We start from the raw sequence: 23,279 nt of genomic DNA, 5'->3' as shown, positions 1-23,279 counted from the left end.
GGAGGCCGAGAACAACAAAGCCGAACCCTATAGATAGATATATATAGTTCGGCGTAGCGATACGGTCAGCTTCATGAGCAAAATGGACGCCTACACCCAGGCCGGCAGAACAGCGGTACTGCAAAACATCCAGGGCACCCTGCAGTTCCTGCAGCGTTTCCCGCCGTTCAACCAGATGGAACACAGCCACCTGGCTTACCTGGTGGAACAGTGCCAGCTGCGCTTCTACGCGAGCGGCGAAAGCATCATCACGCCCGCCGAGGGCCCGGTCGAGCACTTCTATATCGTCAAGCAGGGGCGCGTGGTCGGCGAACGCCACCATGTCACCAAGCCAGGCACCGAGACCACCTTCGAGATCACCAGCGGTGAATGCTTCCCGCTGGCGGCGTTGCTCGGCGAGCGTGCCACCCGCACCGAGCACCTGGCCGGCGAGGACACCTTCTGCCTGCAACTGGGCAAGGCCGCGTTCATTCGTGTGTTTTCCATGTCCGAGGCGTTCCGCGACTTCGCCCTGCGCGGCGTCAGCAGCCTGCTCGACCAGGTCAACCAGCAAGTGCGCCAGCGCGCCGTGGAAACCCTGGGCACCCAGTATTCGCTCAATACGCCGCTGGGCGAACTGGCGCTGCGTCATCCGGTGGTGTGCCACCCCCACACCGCGCTGCGCGAAGCCGTGGGGCTGATGCACGAACAACAGGTCGGCAGCATCGTGATCATCGATGAACAGCGCCACCCCATCGGCATCTTCACCTTACGCGACCTGCGCCAGGTGGTGGCCGATGCCAGTGCCGAGCTGACCGCGCCCATCGAACGCTACATGACCGCTCAACCGTTCTACCTACCCCCTAACGCAAGCGCCTTCGATGCCGCCATGGCCATGACCGAGCGGCATATCGCTCACGTTTGCCTGGTCGAAAGCCAGCGCCTGTGCGGGGTAATTTCCGAGCGTGATCTGTTCTCCCTGCAACGGGTCGACCTGGTACACCTGGCGCGCACCATCCGCCATGCCCCGCGCCTGGATACCCTGGTGTCACTGCGCGGCGAGATCGGCCAACTGGTCGAGCGTATGCTCGCCCATGGCGCCTCCTCGACGCAGATCACCCAGATCATCACCCTGCTCAACGATCACACCGTGTGCCGGGTGATCGAACTGGCCACCGCCGAGCGCGGCGACCCAGGCGTGCCATTCAGCTGGCTGTGCTTCGGCAGTGAAGGCCGGCGCGAACAGACCCTGCACACCGACCAGGACAACGGCATTCTCTTCGAGGCCCGTGACGGTGCCGAGGCCAACGCCATCCGCGCCAGGCTGTTGCCGCTGGCCCAGCAGATCAACCACAACCTGGCCCAGTGCGGCTTTACGTTGTGCAAAGGCAACGTGATGGCCGGCAACCCCGAGCTGTGCCTGTCGCGCAACGAGTGGGCGCGGCGCTTCGCCGGCTTCGTGCGCGAAGCCAGCCCCGAGAACCTGCTGGGCTCGAGCATCTACTTCGACCTGCGCGTGGTCTGGGGCGACGAGCAAGGCTGCGAGCAACTGCGCCAGGGCCTGCTGGAGCAGGTCGCGGACAACCGCATCTTCCAGCGCATGCTGGCCGACAACGCCCTGCGCCAGCGTCCACCGGTCGGGCGCCTGCGCGAGTTCGTGCTGACCCGCCAGGGTGACGACAAGGCCGCCACCCTCGACCTCAAGGTGCAGGGCCTGACCCCGTTCGTCGATGGCGCTCGGCTGCTGGCCCTGGCCCATGGCATAACGGCGTGCAATACCCTGGAGCGGCTGCGCCAGCTGATCGCCAAGGGCATCATCGACCCGCTCGACGGCGCCGCCTATGAAGAGGCCTACCACTTCATCCAGCAGACCCGCATGCAGCAACACCAGCGTCAGAGCCGCGAAAACCAGCCCTATTCCAACCGACTCGACCCGGACAGCCTCAACCACCTGGATCGGCGCATCCTGCGCGAGTCCCTGCGCCAGGCCCAGCGCCTGCAAAGCAGCCTGGCCCTGCGGTACCAGTTGTGAACCTGTTCGCCTGGTTGCGCCCCACAGCCCCCGAACTCGATACGGCGCTGCAGCGGCGCCTGGCCGCGCTGCCCGGCCCTGCGCCCCTGGGCGTGTGCTCCCTGCGCGAACAGCGCTGGGTGGTGCTGGACCTGGAGACCAGCGGCCTGAATCTCAATCGCGATCAGGTGCTGTCGATCGGCGCGGTGGCCATCGAGGACGGTGCCATCGACCTCGGTCGGCCGTTCGAGCGAACCCTGCGCCGCCCCGAACAGAAAACCAACGCCAGCGTGCTAATCCATGGCCTGGGCCCCAGCGCCCTGGCCGCCGGCTGCGAACCGGCCGAAGCCCTGCTCGACCTGATGACGTTCATCGGCGACAGTCCGGTACTGGCGTTCCATGCCCCGTTCGACCAGCGCATGCTGGCCCGGGCGTTGAAAGACAGCCTGGGCCTGCGCCTGCAGCATCCGTTTCTCGACGTGGCGGAGCTCGCGCCGATGCTCAACCCCGACACCGTGCTGCGCGAGGCCGGGCTGGACGACTGGATCGCCCGTTTCGGCCTCGAAGTCCAGGCCCGCCACCATGCCAGCGCCGATGCCCAAGTCACTGCGGAGCTGGCGTTGATCCTGTTCAGCCAAGCCCGCCGCCAGCAACTGGACAGCCCGTTGCAGCTGGAACAGCGGCTACGCCAGTGGCGACGACGCAAGGCGCAGCACCACGGTCTCTGACTTTTATCGCGCTCCCCCGTCATGCTGGCAATCCGATAAGCGTCAATTGCGCCCTCCCCCCTGCCTCTGCCACAATCGCGAATAATTATCGTTAGTTAACGCATTCTTTCCCGGGGAACGCTTCTTGACGTCTGCGCACAGTCCACATGCCGAACTGGTCGGCGCGCTGTATCGCGACCATCGCACCTGGCTGCTGGCCTGGCTGCAGCGCAGCACCGCTTGCCGCCAGCGCGCCGAGGACCTGAGCCAGGACACCTTCGTACGCCTGCTCGGCCGTGAGCGTCTGGACGCTCCCCGCGAACCCCGCGCCTTCCTGGTCGCCGTGGCCAAGGGCCTGTTGTTCGACCACTTCCGCCGCGCTGCCCTCGAGCAGGCCTACCTCGCGGAACTGGCGCTGCTGCCCGAAGCCGAGCACCCGTCACCGGAACAGCAACACCTGATCCTCGAAGACCTCAAGGCCATCGACCGCTTGCTGGGCAAGCTCTCGAGCAAGGCCCGGGCAGCCTTCCTCTACAACCGCCTGGACGGCCTGGGGCACGCCGAGATCGCCGAGCGCCTCGGGGTGTCGGTCTCGCGCGTGCGCCAGTATCTCGCCCAAGGCCTGCGCCAGTGCTATGTCGCCCTTTACGGGGAGCCGACATGAAGCATGCCCCGGTTTCCAGCCAGGTGCTGGAAGCGGCCATCGCCTGGAAGCTGTGCCTCGACGAAGGTAGCGGTACCCCGGACGAACGCAGCGAATTCACGCGCTGGCACGCCGCCCACGAGGAGCACGCCCGCGCCTGGCTGCAACTGGGCATGCTCGACCAGCGCGTCAACGCTGCCGCCGGGCCCGTACGCCACACCCTGCTGCAATCCCGGGCCGGGTTGCGCCAGCGCCTGGGCGGCCTGGCTGGCATGCTGCTGCTCGGCGGCCTGCTGGCCTGGGCCGGCACACCGACACTGTCGCCCACCTACTGGCTGGCCGACCAACGCACCGGGACCGGCGAGCTGCGCACTCTGCGCCTGGAAGACGGCACCTTGCTCAGCCTCAACAGCAAGACCGCGGTGGACATCGACTTCCAGGGCGAGCAACGGCTGATCGTCCTGCACCAGGGTGAAATCTCGGTGGAAACCGGCCATAAGGACAGCCGCCCATTGCTGGTGCGTACCGAGGAGGGCCGCCTGCGCCCGCTGGGCACCCGCTTCCTGGTCAAGCGCGAGGAGGCCGGCACACGCCTGGAGGTGCTGCAGGCATCGGTGGCCGCCAAGCCACAGCACAGTGGCGACGAACAGGTATTGCGCGAAGGCCAGCAAGTGCTGATGAGCGCCGACGGCCTGGGCAGTGTCAGCCCCGTGGCGGTCGGCAGCGACGCCTGGACCCGCGGCATGCTGGTGGTGGACAACGTGCGCCTGGCCGACCTGGTGGCCACCCTCGGCCAATACCGCAGCGGCCACCTGGGCGTCAGCGACGCAGTGGCCGAGCTACGCGTGAGCGGCAGTTTCCCGCTGACCGACACCGACCTGGCCCTGGCCTCGCTGCAACCGGTGCTGCCGGTGAAGATCGAGCGGCATACGCCATGGTGGGTCACCGTTACCGCCAAATAGCCCCAGCCAGACCGCCCTTTGGGAGCCGGCTTGCCGCCTCCCAAAGGATTGTGCAAATCAGTCGTATTTTTTTTCACACCCCTCTGTCACTTTCCCACTCTCGCTCGGCAAGGAAGCAGTCAGCACTATTTCGTCGAGGAGCCGCTGAATGTCCCGTGCCGTTGATGCTTTGCTTCGCCCCAGCCTGATGGCCCTGGCCATCGGCCTGGCCACCCCGTTGGCCAGCACCGCCCTGTTCGCCGCCGAACAGTCCGCCATGCGTGCCTACAACCTGCCCAGCGCACCGCTGGCCAGCACCCTGAACCAGATCGCCAGCCAGGCCGGCATCGCCCTGGCGCTGGACCCGGCCCTGGTCAGTGGGCGCAATTCGGCGCCGGTCAGCGGCCAGTACAACGGTATCGGCGCGCTACAGGCAGCCCTGCGTGGTACCGGCCTGCAGTTGCAGCAAAGCAGCGCCGGCAGCTACAGCCTGGTGGCGGAAGGCAGCCTGGCGCTGCCGGAGACCAACATCGACGCCAACAGCAGCTTTGAAAGCGCCTGGGGCCCGGTGGAGGGCTACACCGCCAAGCGCACCGCCGCCGGCACCAAGACCGACACCGCGCTGGTCGAAGTCCCACGCTCCATTTCCGTCGCCACCCGCCAGCAGATGAGCGACCGCGGCGTGCAGAGCCTGGATGATGCGGTGAAGTACATGCCCGGCATCGTCTCCGCCAGTTTCGGCAGCGACACCCGCTATGACTGGATGCGCGTGCGCGGCTTCGAGCCGACCCAGTTCCTCGACGGCCTGCCCCTGCCCCGCGGCGTGTATGCCAACCCAAAAGCCGAAACCTGGAACCTCGACCGCCTTGCGCTGCTGCGTGGCCCGGCCTCGTCGGTGTATGGCCAGACCCCGCCCGGCGGCCTGCTGGACATGGTCAGCCGCCGCCCCCAGGCCGAGAGCAGCCATGAGATCCAGCTGCAGTACGGCAGCGACAACCACCGCCAGATCAACTTCGCCAGCACCGGCAAGCTCGATGAGCAGGGTCAGTTCCTCTATGGCGTCAGCGGCGTGGTACGCGACAGCGGCACGCAAATCGACCATATGGACAACAAGCGCTACAACATCGCCCCGAGCCTGACCTGGAACATCGACGACGACACATCGCTGACCTTCCTCAGCCAGTTCACCCGCGACGATACCGGCGCCACCAGCCAGTTCTACCCGATACAAGGCACCAAGATCGACATGCCGTTCGGCAAGGTCTCCCGCCACAAGAACCTGGGTGACCCGGATTACGAATACTACGACCGCACCTACTACGCGCTGGGCTATGCCTTCGAGCATCGTTTCAACGATGTCTGGCAGTTCCGCCAGAATCTGCGCTACACCAAGAGCGAGTTGTCATTCCAGACGCTCACCGTTGGTGCCTACTTCCAACCCGGCGGCCCGGTGGACAACGAGGGCAATGCCAACCGCATGTCCACCAACGTCGATGAGGACATCAGCCAATTCGCGCTCGACAACAACTTCCAGGCCGACTTCACCACTGGTGACATCAGCCACACGGTTTTGATCGGCCTGGACCACCAGCGCACCGAGTCCGACTTCCTCTCGATCTATGGCTTCGACGTACCAGCCACCAACGTCAACAACCCGGTGTACGGCTTGCCGATCATCCGCCCGGACCGCTCCGCGGCCTATCTGGACTACAACCAGAAAACCGTGCAGACCGGGCTCTACATCCAGGACCAGATGGCGCTCGACAAATGGCGCCTGACCCTGGGCGGGCGTGAGGACTGGGTGCATACCGGCACCACGTTCCGCAACAAGGGCAATGCCACCAACACCCAGCGCGACAAGCAGTTCAGCGGCAACGCGGCGCTCAGCTACGTGTTCGATTCAGGCTTTGTTCCCTACCTGTCCTATGCCGAGTCGTTCCAGCCAAGCAGCGGCTCGAACGCAGACGTCGAGAAGTCATTCAAACCGACCGAAGGCCAGCAATGGGAGCTGGGTCTCAAGTATCAGCCACCTGGCTCCAACACCCTGTTGTCTGCGGCGGTGTATGACCTTACCCAGAAGAACGTGACCGTCACCAACAACGTGAGTGGGGTGCCGATTTCCAGCCAGACCGGTGAGGTCAAGGTCCACGGCCTGGAACTGGAAGCCGTCTCCGACGTCACCGACAACCTGAAAGTGATCGCCGCCTACACACTGGCCAAGTCCGAAGTCCAGAAAGGGCAGTACAAAGGCAACCGTCTGCAACAGATGCCCAACCAGCAGGCCTCCTTGTGGGCCGACTACACCTGGCATACCGGTGTGCTTGACGGCTTCGGCATCGGCCTTGGCGCACGCTACACCGGCAGCCGCTACGGTGACGAAGCCAACACCTGGCTCGGCAAGAGCAAGGCCTACACTGTGTTCGACGCCGCCGTGCATTACGACCTGGGCCGCCTGGACAACAGCCTCAAGGGTGCCTCGGTGGCGGTCAACGCCAGCAACCTGCTGAACAAGGACTACCTGTCCACCTGCGACGGGTACTACTGCTACTACGGGGACCAACGCAGCGTCGTCGCCAGCGCCACCTACAAGTTCTGAGTGACGGGGCCGCCTTGCGGCCCATTCGCGGGCAAGCCCGCTCCCACAGGTAGTGCGCATACCCTGAGATCTGCGCTTTCCCTGTGGGAGCGGGCTTGCCCGCGAATGGGCTGCACAGCAGCCCCTCGATCCTTCAGGCAAAGACGGAACCGTGATGAAAAGCCAAACCATCCGCCGCTGGTCAGCGATCCATACCTGGAGCAGTCTGGTATGCACGCTGTTCCTGCTGCTGCTGGCCCTGACCGGCCTGCCGCTGATCTTCCACCACGAGCTGGAACACTTGCTGGGCGATGCCCCCGAACTGCGCGAGATGCCTCCCGGCACCCCGCACCTGGACCTGCAGCAACTGGTGCTCAAGGCCGAGCAGCATCGCCCTGGCGAAGTCATGCAGTACTTCGGCTACGAAGAGGACGAACCCAACGGCGTGGTGGCGATCATGGCCGCCACCGCCGGCACCCACCCCGACCAATCGCACACCTTCATGCTCGACGCCCGCACCGGTGAGGCCGTGGCCATGCCGGCAGCCAACGGCGGTTTCATGATGCTGATGCTGCGCCTGCACGTGGACATGTTCGCCGGGTTGCCCGGCAAGTTGTGGCTGGCCTTCATGGGCCTGCTGTTCGTCGTCGCGATCGTCTCCGGCACGGTGCTGTACGCGCCGTTCATGCGCCGGCTGAAATTCGCCACGGTGCGCCACGACAAATCCCGGCGCCTGCGCTGGCTCGACCTGCACAACCTGATCGGCGTGGTCACCCTGACCTGGGCCTTGGTGGTCGGCGTCACTGGGGTTATCAGCGCCCTGTCCGACCTGGTGATCGCTGCCTGGCGCAACGACAGCCTGGCGGCCATGGTCGCCCCCTACCGCGATGCCCCGCCGCTCACCGAGCGCGCCCCGGCCACGCAGTTGCTGAAGATCGCCGAACAGGCCGCACCGGGCATGCGCCCGGACTTCATCGCCTTCCCCGGCACGCGCTTCTCCAGCGAGCACCACTATGCGGTATTCATGAATGGCGCCACGAACCTGACCTCGCACCTGTTCACACCGATACTGATCGACGCGCGCACCCTGGAAGTGACCGCCGTGGGCGAGCGCCCGTGGTACATGGACGCCATGGGCCTGTCACAGCCCCTGCACTTCGGCGACTACGGCGGCCGCCCCATGCAGATCCTCTGGGCCGTGCTCGATATCCTGACCATCATCGTGCTGGGCAGCGGCCTGTACCTGTGGTGGGGCAAGCAACGTAAGCCGCGGGAGGTGCGGGCATGAGCCACAAGTCGCAAAGCACCGGCAGGATCTTCGCCTGGCCGGCGCTGATCGCCGTGCTCAGTGCGGCCGGGCTGTTTGCCGCACTACTCGGGGATGGGATGTGGGATGTACTGGCCTGGGTGGGGCTGGGCCTTTCAGCCGGGCTGGGCCTGAGTGGGTTCTGGCGGCGGTAAATAGCGTAGGAGCGGCCTTGTGCCGCCCCTACACAGTCGCTTCAACCGATCATTCAATCAGCCAAACGCGGCAACACCTGGTTCAACCGCTGGTGCAGCGCACTGCCACTCGGCCAGTTGCGCAACAGCCGCGCACGGTCGCGGGCGAAGGCCGGCGCGAAGCTTAGCTGGGTGGCATGCTGGCACATGGCGTCGAGGTCGATCAGCGACCATTGGCCGTCCTGCCAGAACAGGTTGTGACCCTTGAAGTCGCCATGGCTGATGCGCTCGCGGATCAGCTGTTGCATGACCCGCACCAGGGCCTCGACCTGCTCGTCGGGCGCCTCGCCGCTTTGCACGTAGGGTGCGAAGCACTCGATCAGGTCCGGCCCGTCGGCGTACTCGGTCACCAGGTAGGCCGTGCTGCGCAGCCCCATCACCCGCTGCTCCAACACCGCTAGGGGGCGAGGCGTGGCGATGTCGAGAAACTCAAGGCGGTGACCCTCGATCCACGAATGCCAGGCCCGGCTCGGACGCCAGAAGCGCTTGAACCAGTGGGCGGTGTTCTTGATGTTGTAGCGCTTGAGCACCAACTTGCGCCCGCCCACCTCGATACGCGCCACACTGGCCGCGCCACCGGTCTTGTACAGGTGGCCCTGGTCGATCAGCGCATCGGCCTGCTCGAACACCGGCAGCAGCGCCGCGACCTCGCCGCGGCGGATGGCGCGCAGGCCCGACAGACTACGTTCGACGCTGAACAGCGTGCATTCGCGCCCGGCCTTGTCCAGGTAGTCTTTCAGGCGCCAGTTGCGCACCTTGTCCACCTGCTTCTGCAACGCCTCCAGCGGCAGCGCATGCTCGGCGTTGGCCAGGATGTAATGCACCAGCGCCTCCTCGATAAAAGGCTCCAGGCGCTTGGGCAACTGGGCGAAGAATACCCCGAGGTTCTCCAGCACGCGCTGGCGCGACAGCTGCTGGCCAGGCGTTTCGGCCTTGATGCCGGCACCGTCGATCAGGTACAGCTGGCCGTCCTGGCGCAGCAGGTTGTCCAGGTGCAGGTCCTCCTGCCACAGGCCCTTGGCGTGCAGGTGCGCAATGGCGGTCAAGGCCTCGCCGAGTACCAGGTGCTGCTCATCGGCGAGCATCGGCAATGATTCCACCTTGGCCCAGGCGTCACCGAGGCTTTCGGCGTGATCGAGGTATTCGAACAGCAGCCAGCCGCCCTCGCCTTCCTTGAGGCCATCGACCAGCAGGCGCGGGGTGGTCAGGCCCTGTTCGGCCATCAGCCGGGCGCCATCGCGTTCACGCTGGAAGTGACGGGCGGCATTGCCGCCGACCAGCAACTTGGCCAGCACCTTGGTGCCACGCCAGATGCCGGCGCCGACATAGCGCTGGCCGGGCAGCACGCGTAGCAGGCTGAGCAGTTGCAAGTCGGCGCTGCCTGCGGCGTCGGCGAGGGTGATGGTCAGGGGCAGGCTCGGGCTACGCCCGGCCTCCTTCAGTTCGCACAGGCGCATCAGCGGGCCTCTTTGTGGCGACGGCGTTGGGTCAGGCGTTGCAGCCAGGTGGAAACCAGGGCGCTGTCCGCCGGTTGCTCCAGGTAGGCGGCCAACAGCACGCGCACGTCCGCCTCGCCCCAGGCCCGGGCGCGGCGCAGCAGCGGCTCCAGGTCCTTGACCCGGTCACGCATGCCGAACAGCAGCGGACGGGTCTTTTCCAGGTCGATCAACTGCGCCTGCCAGCCCTCGCGGCGCTCACGCAGGAAAATGTGCTTGGGGTAGAAGCAACCGTGCATCTGCCCGGCGGCGTGCAGGGTGCGGGCCAGCCGTCCGCAAGCCTGGAGGACCGCTTCGCGTTGTGGCGCGGGCGTCTGTGGCCAATGGGCGAGCAGCTGTTCGAGGTCGGTCCATTCGTCCAGCGCACGGGTCATGAGGATCGCGCGGTGCTGGCCGCCTTGCTTGCGCTCGCCGTAGAACACCGCCTGCAAGGCGGGGATATCGAGTTTCTGGTAGCGGCTGATGTTGCGGAACTCGCGGGCGAACGTCGGCTCGCCGAATGGTCGCTGCAGGCTGCGGGTAAAGTAGTCGCTCTGGCGCTTGAGGTAGTAGCCCTTGCCCTCCAGCTCCAGACGGAACACGCTGCTCCAGCCGCCGCGGCCGGTATTGGGCTCATCCACGGCGTCCAGCTGCAGCGCCCAGAGCGCTTCGAAGTCGCCCAGGCCATGTCTTTGCAACAGCGCCTGGTCGGCGCTGGCCAGATAATCGGTCATTCCCTTCCCTCGAAAAAGCCCAACACCTGGCGAATGCGCTTCTTGTCACGCGCATGCAAGCGCGCGTGGCCGCGGTACTGCAGGTAGAAGCGCAAGCGCTGAGTCGCCGACAGGTGGTATTTGGCGACCTTGTCCAGGCAGGCCAGGTCCTTGATCAACCGATGGCGAAGCATGAAGCCGCGCCAGAAGTCGCCCGTCGGGCAGTCGATGAAAAACAGCGTGCCCTGGTCATCGACCAGCAGGTTGCGCCACTTCAGATCGTTATGGGCGAAATGGTGATCGTGCATCACCCGGGTGTGCCGCGCCAGCTGGCGGCTGACATGATCGACCCAGGCCGCGTCACGCAGGCGTGGATCGTTGCGCTCGGCGAGCACCGAAAGGTCCTCGGTACAAGGCAGTTCGCGCGTGATCATCGCCCCCCGGCCAAACGCCAGGCCCTGGCGCTCGAGGCCCCAGGCAACCACCTCGGCGGTAGGAATACCCCACTTGGCGAACTGCTTGAGGTTCTGCCACTCGGCCTTGACCCGCGGTCGCCCCAGGTAACGGCGCATGTGCTTGCCGGCGCCGGTGTAGCGTTTGACGTAATAGTTGACCCCATCCCGTTCGATGCGGATGACCTCGCTCAGCGGGTCGCGGGTCAGCCGCTCGCCCTTGATAGCGAACACCGCGTCGATGCTGCCGAAATCGGCCGCCAGGTGCGCGTACCCAGGCGCCAGGTTCCAGCTCGCCATCAGAGTGCGTCCCCGTAACGTTGCTTGCGGTCGTAGAGCTTCTGCGCCTTGCGTTCCAGCCAGGCGAGCAGCGCGGCCTCATCCTTGAGCACCTGACGTAAAGGGCGCTGGAAGTAACCGCGCAAGAAGCGCAGCTTGTCGCGGCGGGTCAGGCCGATGTCCAGGGCCGAGAAATACAGGGCAGCCAGGTCTTTGTCGCGCCAGCGGCGGGTAATTTTCGCCCGGGTCTGGGCGCGATGCAGGTCAATCACCGACAGCTTGAAGTCTTCCGCCGTCACCGGGCGGTCGGTATGCAACAGAAAGTGGCAGATGTAGCAGTCGCGGTGGTTGACCCCGGCGCGGTGCATGCCGCCGGTCATCTTCGCCACCTCGGCGATCAGCGCATGTTTCAAGCGCGGCTCGGGCGGCTGCCTGACCCAGTCGATGCTGAAGTCTTCCAGGCTGACGGTCGGTGCCAACTCCTCGGTGACGATGAACGAATGCTGGGTGGCGGGGTTGCCGCCGCGCTCGCCGTAGGCCACTGCGGTCATGGTCGGCACGCCGACTTCATGCAAGCGCTGGATCGCCCGCCATTCCTGGCCGGCGCCGAGCACCGGCAGCTTGGCGCTGAACAGGTTCTTGAAAATCTCGCCCCAGCCGATGCCACGGTGGATCTTGACGAAGAAACCTGCGCCATCGACCTCGGTGCGCAGGGTGCGACGACCTTCAAGCTCGCGGTACACCTCGCCTTGCAAGGCCTCGACGGCGTCGAAGGGGTCACGCCCGGCCCACAGGCGCTTGAACGGTTCGGCCAGTATCAGCTTCATGCGGTCTCCTGCCCGAGGATCACGTCGGCGGCATGTTGCGGCATGCTGTACAGGTCGGCGGTGGCGGCGAACGCCACGCCGTTGCTCGACCAGGCTGCACGGGCCGCGGCGTCCTCGAGCATGCGTTGCAGGTAGGCGTTGAGCTGGTCCTGGTCGAACGGATCGTCCAGCACCAGGCCGCTGTCGGCCTCGGCGATGTAGTGGGCGTAGCCGCACACCCGCGACACCAGCACCGGCAGGCCGGCGACCAGCGCCTCGAGCAATACGGTCCCGGTGTTTTCGTTGTAGGCGGGGTGGATCAGCAGGTCGGCACCGAGCAGGAAACGCGGGATATCGCTGCGGCCCTTGAGGAACTGCACCTGGTCACCCAGGCCGAGTGCCGTGCTCTGCACCTGGAACAGCTTGGGGTCGTCCTGGCCGATGACCATCAGCTTCGTGCGTTTGCGCAGGGCCGACGGCAGCGCCGCCAGGGCCTTGAGGCTGCGGTCGACGCCCTTGGTCTTGAAGCCCGAACCGATCTGCACCAGCAGCAGCTCATCGTCGGCCAGGCCGAATTCCTGGCGGAAGGCGGCGCGGATGGCCTCGGCGTCGGCAGGGCGGCGGCGGTCCTGGGAAATACCCGGCGGCAGCAGATGGAAACGCGCCTCGGGCGTGCCGTAGTGCTTGATGAACAGCGGCTGCTGCACCTCGGAGATCATCAGGATCTCGGTGCGTGCATCCTTGGCGAACACCGCCCGCTCGTACTCGGCGAAGTGGCGATAGCGGCCCCAACGGCGGTAGAGGCCGCCGCGCAGGGTCTGGGCCTTGTCCTCGAAGCAGCCGTCGGCGGCGTAGTAGACGTCCAAGCCGGGCATCTTGTTGAAGCCGACCAGGCGATCGACCGGACGCTTGGCCAAGTCTGCGGCCATCCACGCACTGAGCTTCTCGTTGCGGCGGTGGTTGAACAGCGCCTTGACCGGCGCCACCAGCACCTCGAAGCCCGGTGGAATGTCGCCTTCCCAGATCAGCGTGTACACACGGATCTGGTGGCCACGCTTCTGGCATTCGAGGGCGATGCGCATGAAGTCACGCTGCAGCCCGCCAAAGGGGAAATACTTGTAGAGCACAAAAGCCAGTTGCATCAACGAACATCCTCAGCCAGCAGCAGCGCGCTCAAGCGGCCCGCCACATGCTCGGGATTCAGGCGAGTGAAGCACAGCGGCCACTCGCGTTTGAGATCGAACCGGCGCAGGTCCTCGGCGCTCGGTTTGTAGGTGCACTTCTTCTGCAGGCACGGGGCGCAGGGGAAGTTGCTCGCCTGGTGGATCTGGGCGCGTCCGTAGGCACCGGTCAAACCAGGGTTGGTGGGGCCGAACAGGGAGATGGTCGGCACATCCAGGGCGGCGGCCAGGTGGCCCAGGCCGGTGTCCACCGCCACGCAGGCCTTGGCGGCGGCCAGCACACGGGCCACGCCCGCCAGGTTCAATTTGGGCAGCACCTGGCAATTGTTCAAGCCCTGGGCGATACGCTCGGCACGGGCTTTTTCCGCAGGGTTGCCCCATGGCAGCATCACCTGCAGCTTGCGCCGACCCATGCGCTCGGCCAGCTCGCGCCAGTAGGCCTCGGGCCAGTGCTTGGTTGCCCAGGTAGTGCCATGCAGGAACACCACGTAAGGCGCGGCGGGCGGCAGTTGCAGGCGGTTGAGGTCAAGGCCGTAGTTGCCCAGCCCTTCCGGCAGGTCGTAGGCCAGGGCCAGGGCGAACAGTTGGCGCACGCGCTCGACGGCATGCTGGCCGACGGCGACCGACAGCCGCCGGTCGTAGAAGCGGCTGGCCCAGCCCTCGCGGGCCGAGTAACGGTCCAGGCCGGCTACCGGCGCTTTCACGTAACGGGTCAGCCAGGCCGACTTGACCAGGCCCTGGGCATCGATCACCAGGTCGTACTTGTGCTCGCGCAGGCGCTGCTTGAAGGCCTTCCATTCGCCGCTCTTGAGCGTCTGCCAGATATTCTTGCGCCAGCGGCGGATCGCCACCGGGATCACCTGGTCGACCGCAGGATGCCAACTGGGGATCTCGGCGAAGCCTTCCTCCACCACCCAGTCGAAACGGATGCCGGGGATGGCGTGGGCGGCGTCGGTAAGCGCCGGCAAGGTATGGATGACATCGCCCAGCGACGACGTCTTGATGATCAGGACCCGCACTCAGTCGACCTCGGCCACGGTTGCGATCAGGTCGGAGCCACCCAGGCTGTGCAAGGCGGCGATCACTTTCGCCGGCTCCAACAGCCGCAGGCAGTTGTAGTGGCCGAAGCGGCAGGTGCGGTCGAAGCAGGGGCTGCATTCGATACCGGTGCGCACCACTTCCACCTGGTCGGCCAGCGGCGGGGTGAAGCCCGGCGAGGTCGAGCCATACACCGCCACCAGCGGACGGTTGAGGGCGGCGGCCACGTGCATCAGCCCGGAGTCATTGGACACCACGGCGCTGGCGCAGGACATCAGGTCGATGGCCTCGGCCAGCGAGGTCTCGCCGGCCAGGTTGCAGGATTCTTCACGCAGGCCCGGGATCAGCCGGTCGCGGATCTGCTCGCCGACCGGGTGGTCGTTCTTCGAACCGAACAACCACACCTGCCAGCCCTGGCGGATCATCGCCTCGGCCACCTCGGCGTAATGCTCGGCGGGCCAGCGCTTGGCCTCGCCGAACTCGGCGCCGGGGCACAGGGCGAGCACCGGGCGGTCCAGCTCCAGGCCGAACTTGGCCAGGGCAGCCTCGCGGCTGGCGGCCTCGATTTGCAGGGCCGGGCGCGGATACGGCTTGGGCAGCTCGGTACCCGGTGCGTAGGCCAGGGCCATGAAGCGCTCGATCATCAGCGGGTAGCGCGCCTTGTCCAGCTTGCGCACATCGTTGAGCAGCAGGTAGCGCATCTCGCCGCGCCAGCCGGTGCGCTTGGGGATGCCGGCGAAATACGGCACCAGCGCCGACTTGAGCGAATTTGGCAACAGGATCGCCTGGTCGTACTGGCCGGCCAGCGACTTGCCGATGCGCCGCCGCGTGGCCAGCTCCAGCGCGCCGTGACCGAGCGGAAAGCTCAAGGCCTGGCGCACCTCGGGCATGCGTTCGAGGATCGGCCGGCTCCACTCGGGTGCCAACACGTCGATCACGCAGTCGGGGTGCTGCTGTTTGAGGCTCTGGAACAGGGTCTGCGCCATCACCATGTCGCCGACCCAGCTGGGGCCAATGATCAGTATTCTCATGCTTTATCCAGAAACATTCGGGGAGGCTGCAGGCTGCGCTACAACCTGGCCTCCCCTCTTTATATTCAGGCTATGTGGCGGACAGTGTACCACCGAGGGCGCGCTGCGCCCTGTTCACCGCAGCGCGGCCCCGGCAAGCTCAGGTCAACCCAAGCTGCCCCCAGATCCGCCTTACCTCACGGCGCTCCTCGGCGAACTGCGCCGCGTCGATCACCCCGGCCTGCATCTGCAAGGCCTGGCGGTGCGAGGCCGAGCGGAACGCCTTGTACAGCTCGCGCAGCAGCACGGCGTCGGCGGCGGGCATCAACCCGGCCTGTTCGAGCTCTTCGAGGATACGGATGTTGTCGGTCCAGCGCAGTATGGCCGGATGGTCGTGGGACCAGGCCAAAGCGGCGTATTGCACCATAAATTCGATATCCACGATACCGCCGGCATCCTGCTTGATATCGAAGGGCTGCCCGGCATCGAAGGCATTGCCCGCCGTGCCTGCGGCGGTGGCCTTGGTGCCCAGGTTGTCACGCATCTTGGCGCGCATCTCGCTCACTTCGACGCGCAGCTTGTCCAGGTCGCGGGGCTGGCCGAGTACCTTGGCCCGCACGCCCTCGAACGCACTCGCCACCAGCGGACAACCCACCAGCACCCGGGCCCGCACCAGGGCCTGGTGTTCCCAGGTCCAGGCCTCGTTCTGCTGGTAGCGTTCGAAGGCGCCCAGCGAGCTCACCAGCAACCCCGAGGCGCCGGACGGACGCAAGCGCATGTCCACGTCGTAGAGCTGGCCGGAGTTGGTCTGGGTGGTCAGCAGGTGGATGATGCGCTGGCCCAGGCGGGTGTAGAACTGCGCGCTGTCGATCGGCTTGGCACCGTCGGTTTCGGCGTTCGGGTCGCCATCGTGGATGAACACCAGGTCCAGGTCCGAGCCGTGGCCCAGCTCGAGGCCGCCGACCTTGCCGTAGCCGACGATGATGAAGCCAGGGTCGCACAGGCTGCCGTCACTGCGCTGGGGCTGGCCATGGCGCGCCACGGTCTGGCGCCAGGCCAGGGCAAGCACCTGGTCGAGAATGGCCTCGGCCAGCCAGGTCAGGTAGTCGCTGACTTTCATCAACGGCAGGTTGCCGCTGATCTCCGAGGCGGCCACGCGCAAGCTATGGGCCAGCTTGAAGTGGCGCAGAGCCTCCATCTGCTGTTCCAGGTCGTCCTCGGGGATACGGGTGAGTCGCTCGCGCAGCTCGGCGGCCAGCTCAGGGGCCAGCGGCGGGCTGAACAACCGGCCTTCGTTGAGCAGTTCGTCGAGCAGCAGCGGGTAACGGGCCATCTGCTCGGCGATCCATGGGCTGGCCGCGCACAGCGTCAACAGACGACGCAGCGCGCCGGGGTTTTCGGTGAGCAGCACCAGGTAGGCGGAGCGGCGCGCCACAGCCTCTACGAGGGGCAGCACCCGTTCCAGCACCAGGTCCGGGTTGTCGTGCTCGACCGCCTGGGCCAGCAGACGCGGGATAAAGGCATCCAAACGCTCACGGCCGAGGCGCTGCATCGAGCGCAGCGTCGGGCTGACCCGCAGCGCATTGAGCCGGCGCAGCGCCTCGGCAGGCTGGTGGAAACCGGCCTCCTGCAACTGACGCCCGGCAGCCTCTTCGTCCTGGGCCTGCTCCCACAGGGGCGACCATTCGCCACCGACCACCAGTTCGCCCTCGGCCTCATCCTCGTCCGGATCGGCGATCACCTGGCGGAAATGCCAGTCGATCCGCCCACGCCAGTGCATCAATTGGGCATGGAAGCCATCCCAGTCGGCAAAGCCCAGCATGTAGGCGATGCGTGCGCGGTCGGTCGGATCGTCCGGCAACATCTGGGTCTGGCGGTCGGCGATGGCCTGGATCGCGTGCTCGGTATAACGCAGGAACTCATAGCCGTCGCGCAGCTCGGCAACCACCGCCGGCGGCAGGTAGCCCTGACCCTCGAGGGTGGTCAGCACTTTCAGCAATGGCCGCTGCTGCAGGCTCAGGTCGCGTCCGCCATGGATCAGCTGGAATGCCTGGGCGATGAACTCGACCTCGCGGATGCCGCCGGCCCCCAGCTTGATGTTGTCGGCCATGCCCTTGCGCCGCACCTCCTGCTGGATCAGCTGCTTCATGGTGCGCAGCGCCTCGATGGCGGAGAAGTCCAGGTAGCGCCGATAGACGAACGGCCGCAGCATCTCCTGCAGCTGCGCGCCGGCCGCCTGGTCGCCGGCCACCACCCGCGCCTTGATCATGGCGTAGCGTTCCCAGTCGCGCCCCTGGTCTTGGTAGTACTGCTCCAGGGCATTGAAGCTGAGCACCAGCGCGCCGGCCGAACCGTAGGGGCGCAGGCGCATGTCGACACGGAACACGAAGCCATCGACGGTGACCGGGTCGAGCGCCTTGATCAGGCGCTGGCCCAGGCGGGTGAAGAACTCCTGGTTGTCCAGCGAGCGCTTCACGCCCTCGGTTTCACCGCCCTCGGGAAAGGCGAAGATCAGGTCGATGTCCGACGACAGGTTCAGCTCCACCGCGCCCAGCTTGCCCATGCCCAGCACCACCAGGTGCTGGGGCTGGCCGCTGCGATTGCCGATGGGGGTGCCGAACTGCTGGCAATGGCGTGGGTAGAGCCATTGATAGGCTTCGTCGATGCTGGCGTCGGCCAGGTCGGACAGGTCGCGGCAGGTCTCGGCCAACGCCGCCTGGCGGGTGACGTCGCGCCAGATAATGCGCAACTGCTGGCGATTGCGCTCGCGGCGCAGGTTGCGCGCCAACTCGTCCTCGGATTGCGCGGCCTGGGCGGCGCCCTTGATGCGCGCGCGCAATTCGCCTGGTGCGAAGGCACGTGCCATCTCGCCGCCGGCCAACAGGTCGAACAGCATCGCCGGCTCGCGCTGGGCCTGGGTGAGCACGAACTCGCTGGCCGCCGCCACCTGATCGAACTGCCGACGCTGATCTTCTGTCCAGCTGCTTGTCGCCAGGTCAGGGTGCGCAACCAGTGCGTCTGCTAGGAACTGTCGATTACGAACGACCAGTGGTTGGAGAGCGGCAGGCAGATCGAGCGGCAAAGGCAGGCGCATGGTCTATCCTTGATCGGCGTGAATGAGAGGGGTTGAGGGGGTCAAGCGCAGGCTGGACCACGGTTGGACTGTCATACAAAAGTTGGAAATAGCGGAAAAAACCGAAAGATTGGCAAAAAACATCAAGATCCACCCGTTAGCAACACAACGCCAACCAACATGAACGTTTTTCCTCACAACCCAGGGTGCGACCAAACGTCGCATTTGTGTAGTTTTACTACTACGCCCAACGTGCAAAAGCATGAAATGCGAAAGCATTTGTAGTAAAACTACACCGCGCCGGATGACTGTCCGGTAATCCAAGAATTCACGACGTCTGCCCATAAGGCCAGTCGCAAACTCAGGCCATCGATTCTGGTGGCCTTTCCGCCCTGGAGCAAGCCATGCAAGACCTCGATCCAATCGAAACCCAGGAATGGCTGGATGCCCTGGAGTCGGTCCTCGACAAAGAAGGCGAAGACCGCGCTCATTACCTGATGACCCGTATGGGCGAGCTGGCCACCCGCAGTGGTTCGCAGCTGCCGTATGCCATCACCACGCCGTACCGCAACACCATCCCTGTCACCCACGAAGCACGCATGCCCGGCGACCTGTTCATGGAACGCCGCATTCGCTCGATGGTGCGTTGGAACGCCCTGGCCATGGTCATGCGCACCAACCTGAAAGACTCGGACCTGGGCGGACACATCTCCAGCTTCGCCTCCAGCGCCACCTTGTATGACATCGGCTTCAACTACTTCTTCCAGGCCCCGACCGACGAACACGGCGGCGACCTGATCTTCTTCCAGGGCCACGCTTCGCCAGGCGTCTACGCCCGTGCCTTCATGGAAGGCCGCATCAACGAAGAGCAGATGAACAACTTCCGTCAGGAAGTGGACGGCAACGGCCTGTCTTCGTACCCGCACCCGTGGCTGATGCCTGACTTCTGGCAGTTCCCGACCGTTTCCATGGGTCTGGGCCCGATCCAGGCAATCTACCAGGCGCGCTTCATGAAGTACCTGGAAGCCCGTGGCTTCATCCCGGCCGGCAAGCAGAAGGTCTGGTGCTTCATGGGCGACGGCGAGTGCGACGAGCCGGAATCCCTGGGCGCGATCGCCCTGGCCGGCCGCGAGAAGCTGGACAACCTGATCTTCGTCATCAACTGCAACCTGCAGCGCCTCGACGGCCCGGTTCGCGGCAACGGCAAGATCATCCAGGAACTCGAAGGCGTGTTCCGTGGCGGTGGCTGGAACGTCAACAAGGTCGTCTGGGGCCGCTTCTGGGATCCACTGCTGGCCAAGGACACCAACGGTGCCCTGCAGCGCCGCATGGACGAAGTCATCGACGGCGAGTACCAGAACTACAAGGCCAAGGACGGCGCGTACGTCCGTGAGAACTTCTTCAACACCCCAGAGCTCAAGGCCATGGTCGAAGACCTGTCCGACGACGAGATCTGGAAGCTCAACCGTGGCGGCCACGACCCGTACAAGGTCTACGCGGCATACCACCAGGCCGTGAACCACAAAGAGCAGCCGACCGTCATTCTGGCCAAGACCATCAAGGGTTACGGTACCGGTGCCGGCGAAGCCAAGAACACCGCGCACAACACCAAGAAGGTCGACGTCGACAGCCTGCGTCACTTCCGTGACCGCTTCGACATCCCGGTCAAGGATGCCGACCTTGAGAACCTGCCGTTCTTCAAGCCCGAAGAAGGTTCTGCCGAAGCCAAGTACCTGGCCGAGCGCCGTGCTGCCCTGGGCGGTTTCGTGCCACAACGCCGCGCCAAGAGCTTCAGCGTGCCGACCCCGCCACTGGAAACGCTGAAAGCGATCCTCGACGGCTCGGGCGACCGCGAAATCTCCACCACCATGGCCTTCGTGCGCATCCTCGCGCAGCTGGTCAAGGACAAGGACATCGGCCAGCGCATCGTCCCGATCATCCCGGACGAAGCCCGTACCTTCGGTATGGAAGGCATGTTCCGCCAGCTGGGCATCTACTCGTCGGTCGGCCAGCTCTACGAGCCAGTCGATAAAGACCAGGTGATGTTCTACCGCGAAGACAAGAAGGGCCAGATCCTCGAGGAAGGCATCAACGAAGCCGGCGCCATGTCGTCGTTCATCGCTGCCGGTACCTCGTACAGCTGCCACAACCAGCCGATGCTGCCGTTCTACATCTTCTACTCGATGTTCGGCTTCCAGCGCATTGGCGACCTGGCCTGGGCCGCTGGCGACAGCCGCACCCGTGGCTTCCTGATCGGCGGTACCGCCGGCCGTACCACCCTCAACGGTGAAGGCCTGCAGCACGAAGACGGTCACAGCCACATGATGGCGGGCACCATCCCGAACTGCCGCACCTACGATCCGACCTACGGCTACGAGCTGGCGGTGATCATCCAGGACGGCATGAAGAAGATGACCGAAGAGCAACAGGACATCTTCTACTACATCACCGTGATGAACGAATCCTACCAGCAGCCAGCCATGCCGGCCGGTGTCGAGGATGGCATCATCAAGGGCATGTACCTGCTCGAGGAAGACACCCGCGAAGCCGCGCACCACGTACAGCTGATGGGCTCCGGCACCATCCTGCGCGAAGTCCGCGAAGCGGCGAAGATCCTGCGTGAAGAGTTCAACGTCGGCGCCGACGTGTGGAGCGTCACCAGCTTCAACGAACTGCGTCGCGACGGCCTGGCCGTGGAACGCGCCAACCGCCTCAAGCCTGGCCAGAAGCCTCAGCAGACCTACGTCGAAGAGTGCCTGGCCGGTCGCAAGGGCCCGGTCATCGCCTCCACCGACTACATGAAGCTGTTCGCCGAGCAGATTCGCCAGTGGGTGCCGAGCAAAGAGTTCAAAGTCCTGGGTACCGACGGTTACGGTCGCAGCGACAGCCGCAAGAAGCTGCGTCACTTCTTCGAAGTCGACCGCCACTTCGTGGTGCTGGCTGCCCTGGAAGCCCTGGCTGACCGTGGCGAGATCGAACCCAAGGTTGTGGCTGACGCCATCGTCAAGTTCGGCATCGACCCGGACAAGCGCAACCCACTGGACTGCTGAGGAGTATTTTTAAGTGAGCGAACTCATTCGCGTACCTGACATCGGCAGCGGTGAAGGTGAAATCATCGAGCTGTTCGTCAAGGTCGGTGACCGTATCGAGGCCGACCAGAGCCTGCTGACCCTGGAGTCCGACAAGGCCTCCATGGAGATCCCGGCCCCCAAGGCCGGCGTGGTCAAGGAACTGAAGGTCAAGCTGGGCGACCGCCTGAAAGAAGGCGACGAGCTGCTGGTCCTGGAAGTCGAGGGTGCCGCTGCCGCGGCACCTGAGGCGCCTGCCGCTGCTGCTCCGGCGCCAGTTGCTGCCCCAGCGCCTGCGGCCGAAGCCGCCCCTGCTCCGGCCGCAGCCCCGGCTGCCGCCAGCGTGCAGGACATCCACGTGCCGGACATCGGCTCGTCGGGCAAGGCCAAGATCATCGAAGTGCTGGTCAAGGTCGGCGACACCGTCGAAGCCGACCAGTCGCTGATCACCCTGGAGTCCGACAAGGCCTCCATGGAGATCCCGTCGCCCGCCGCCGGCGTGATCGAAGCCGTGCTGTGCAAACTGGAAGACGAAGTCGGCACCGGCGACCTGATCTTCAAGATCAAAGCCGCTGGCGCTGCCCCTGCTGCTGCTCCAGCACCAGCCGCCGCTGCTCCGGCCAAGGCTGAGGCTGCTCCAGCCGCGGCGCCTGCCGCTGCCGCCCCGGCTGCTGCCCCAGCACCGGTTGCCACCGCCCCTGCCGCCGGCAGCAATGCCAAGGTTCACGCAGGCCCGGCAGTTCGTCAGCTGGCCCGTGAGTTCGGCGTCGACCTGGGTTCGGTCGCGGCTACCGGCCCGCACGGCCGCATCCTCAAGGAAGACGTGCAGGTCTACGTCAAGGCGATGATGCAGAAGGCCAAGGAAGCCCCGGCTGCCGGCGCCACCGGTGGTGCCGGCATCCCGCCGATCCCGACCGTGGACTTCAGCAAGTTCGGTGAAGTCGAAGAAGTCGCCCTGACCCGCCTGATGCAGGTCGGTGCCGCCAACCTGCACCGCAGCTGGCTGAACGTGCCGCACGTGACCCAGTTCGACTCCGCCGACATCACCGAGCTGGAAGCCTTCCGCGTTGCGCAGAAGGCCGTGGCCGAGAAGGCTGGCGTCAAGCTGACCGTGCTGCCGCTGCTGCTCAAGGCCTGCGCCTTCCTGCTCAAGGAACTGCCGGACTTCAACAGCTCGCTGGCGCCAAGCGGCAAGGCGATCATCCGCAAGAAGTACGTACACATCGGCTTCGCCGTGGACACCCCGGACGGCCTGCTGGTCCCGGTGATCAAGAACGTCGACCAGAAGAGCCTGCTGCAACTGGCTGCCGAAGCCGCTGCACTGGCCGAGAAAGCGCGCACCAAGAAGCTGTCGGCCGACGACATGCAAGGCGCCTGCTTCACCATCTCCAGCCTCGGCCACATTGGCGGCACCGGCTTCACGCCGATCGTCAACGCGCCGGAAGTGGCGATCCTTGGTGTGTCCAAGGCGACCATGCAGCCGGTCTGGGATGGCAAGGCCTTCCAGCCCAAGCTGATGCTGCCGCTGTCGCTGTCCTACGATCATCGTGTGATCAACGGCGCCGCCGCCGCGCGCTTCACCAAGCGCCTGGGCGACGTGCTGGGCGATATCCGCACCATGCTGCTGTAATAGCTGCACGCTGCCCCTCACTCGGGGGGCAGCACCGTTTTCGAGCTGCCACGCTCGTACCTCAACCCCGCCAATTGGCGGGGCTTTTTTTTATAGGGCCCGCTCCCACGAAGGGCTTCGCTTCAGATTTCATCCTGTTGGCCGACAACCTGTTCACAGCATCCCGCATGGCCGCTTGCCAGCCCACGGGACATAATG

17 protein-coding genes are annotated in these 23,279 nt (G+C 65.4%); 9 read left to right on the top strand and 8 right to left on the bottom strand.

The annotated features are described in order from the left end of the window. The first annotated feature begins 73 nt into the window (after positions 1-73). From KSS90_RS01925 to KSS90_RS01895, 7 genes are all read left to right on the top strand, one after another. The gene (locus tag KSS90_RS01925) at positions 74-2,011 is read left to right on the top strand and encodes a putative nucleotidyltransferase substrate binding domain-containing protein (RefSeq protein WP_217868030.1); all 1,938 of its coding nucleotides are present in this window, start codon (positions 74-76) and stop codon (positions 2,009-2,011) included. Next, on the top strand, positions 2,008-2,718 hold the full coding sequence (locus KSS90_RS01920; protein WP_217868029.1) for a 3'-5' exonuclease: 711 nt from the start codon (positions 2,008-2,010) through the stop codon (positions 2,716-2,718). The genes KSS90_RS01925 and KSS90_RS01920 overlap by 4 nt, the downstream gene beginning before the upstream one ends. A gap of 124 nt (positions 2,719-2,842) precedes the next feature. Beyond that, on the top strand, positions 2,843-3,361 hold the full coding sequence (locus KSS90_RS01915) for an RNA polymerase sigma factor (RefSeq protein ID WP_217868028.1): 519 nt from the start codon (positions 2,843-2,845) through the stop codon (positions 3,359-3,361). Then, a complete protein-coding gene (locus tag KSS90_RS01910; RefSeq protein ID WP_217868027.1) occupies positions 3,358-4,302 on the top strand; it encodes a FecR domain-containing protein in 945 nt (314 codons plus the stop codon). The genes KSS90_RS01915 and KSS90_RS01910 overlap by 4 nt, the downstream gene beginning before the upstream one ends. A gap of 148 nt (positions 4,303-4,450) precedes the next feature. Then, positions 4,451-6,877, top strand: a complete 2,427-nt coding sequence (locus KSS90_RS01905; protein WP_217868026.1) for a TonB-dependent siderophore receptor — start codon at positions 4,451-4,453, stop codon at positions 6,875-6,877. 154 nt (positions 6,878-7,031) lie between these two features. After that, on the top strand, positions 7,032-8,144 hold the full coding sequence (locus KSS90_RS01900) for a PepSY-associated TM helix domain-containing protein (RefSeq protein WP_217868025.1): 1,113 nt from the start codon (positions 7,032-7,034) through the stop codon (positions 8,142-8,144). After that, positions 8,141-8,317, top strand: coding sequence for a DUF4175 domain-containing protein (locus tag KSS90_RS01895; RefSeq protein ID WP_217868024.1), 177 nt, complete (start codon positions 8,141-8,143; stop codon positions 8,315-8,317). The genes KSS90_RS01900 and KSS90_RS01895 overlap by 4 nt, the downstream gene beginning before the upstream one ends. A 53-nt stretch (positions 8,318-8,370) precedes the next feature. On the opposite strand, the gene KSS90_RS01890 is transcribed toward KSS90_RS01895, so the two are convergent. The 8 genes from KSS90_RS01890 to glnE all read right to left on the bottom strand — a co-directional run bounded on the left by KSS90_RS01890 (position 8,371) and on the right by glnE (position 18,404). Next, positions 8,371-9,813: a lipopolysaccharide kinase InaA family protein gene (locus tag KSS90_RS01890; RefSeq protein ID WP_217868023.1), complete on the bottom strand. Its 1,443-nt coding sequence runs from the start codon at positions 9,811-9,813 to the stop codon at positions 8,371-8,373. Next, complete coding sequence (locus KSS90_RS01885; protein WP_217868022.1) at positions 9,813-10,565, bottom strand: lipopolysaccharide kinase InaA family protein; 753 nt, start codon at positions 10,563-10,565, stop codon at positions 9,813-9,815. Before KSS90_RS01885 ends, KSS90_RS01890 begins: the two co-directional genes overlap by 1 nt. Beyond that, on the bottom strand, positions 10,562-11,296 hold the full coding sequence (locus KSS90_RS01880; RefSeq protein WP_217868021.1) for a lipopolysaccharide kinase InaA family protein: 735 nt from the start codon (positions 11,294-11,296) through the stop codon (positions 10,562-10,564). The genes KSS90_RS01885 and KSS90_RS01880 overlap by 4 nt, the downstream gene beginning before the upstream one ends. Next, the gene (rfaP, locus tag KSS90_RS01875; protein WP_217868020.1) at positions 11,296-12,102 is read right to left on the bottom strand and encodes a lipopolysaccharide core heptose(I) kinase RfaP; all 807 of its coding nucleotides are present in this window, start codon (positions 12,100-12,102) and stop codon (positions 11,296-11,298) included. Before rfaP ends, KSS90_RS01880 begins: the two co-directional genes overlap by 1 nt. Beyond that, positions 12,099-13,223 carry a glycosyltransferase family 4 protein gene (locus KSS90_RS01870; RefSeq protein WP_217868019.1) on the bottom strand — a complete coding sequence of 375 codons (1,125 nt, stop codon included), beginning with the start codon at positions 13,221-13,223 and terminating at the stop codon, positions 12,099-12,101. The genes rfaP and KSS90_RS01870 overlap by 4 nt, the downstream gene beginning before the upstream one ends. After that, positions 13,223-14,281, bottom strand: coding sequence for a lipopolysaccharide heptosyltransferase I (gene waaC / locus KSS90_RS01865; protein ID WP_217868018.1), 1,059 nt, complete (start codon positions 14,279-14,281; stop codon positions 13,223-13,225). The genes KSS90_RS01870 and waaC overlap by 1 nt, the downstream gene beginning before the upstream one ends. Next, positions 14,282-15,331 (bottom strand): lipopolysaccharide heptosyltransferase II, encoded by a 1,050-nt coding sequence (waaF, locus tag KSS90_RS01860; RefSeq protein ID WP_046857431.1) that lies wholly within the window; start codon positions 15,329-15,331, stop codon positions 14,282-14,284. 139 nt (positions 15,332-15,470) lie between these two features. Then, positions 15,471-18,404 (bottom strand): bifunctional [glutamate--ammonia ligase]-adenylyl-L-tyrosine phosphorylase/[glutamate--ammonia-ligase] adenylyltransferase, encoded by a 2,934-nt coding sequence (gene glnE / locus KSS90_RS01855; protein ID WP_217868017.1) that lies wholly within the window; start codon positions 18,402-18,404, stop codon positions 15,471-15,473. Positions 18,405-18,787: 383 nt separating this feature from the next. Here glnE and aceE point away from each other — a divergent pair, with 383 nt between their 5' ends. Next, positions 18,788-21,433: a pyruvate dehydrogenase (acetyl-transferring), homodimeric type gene (aceE, locus tag KSS90_RS01850; RefSeq protein WP_217868016.1), complete on the top strand. Its 2,646-nt coding sequence runs from the start codon at positions 18,788-18,790 to the stop codon at positions 21,431-21,433. A 13-nt stretch (positions 21,434-21,446) separates the two neighbouring features. Then, positions 21,447-23,081 carry a dihydrolipoyllysine-residue acetyltransferase gene (gene aceF / locus KSS90_RS01845; protein WP_217868015.1) on the top strand — a complete coding sequence of 545 codons (1,635 nt, stop codon included), beginning with the start codon at positions 21,447-21,449 and terminating at the stop codon, positions 23,079-23,081. The last annotated feature ends 198 nt before the right edge of the window (positions 23,082-23,279 follow it).

The organism is Pseudomonas maumuensis (genome assembly GCF_019139675.1).
In the GTDB taxonomy this organism is placed as follows: Bacteria; Pseudomonadota; Gammaproteobacteria; order Pseudomonadales; family Pseudomonadaceae; genus Aquipseudomonas; species Aquipseudomonas maumuensis.
This window is presented reverse-complemented; position numbering and strand designations above follow the sequence as displayed.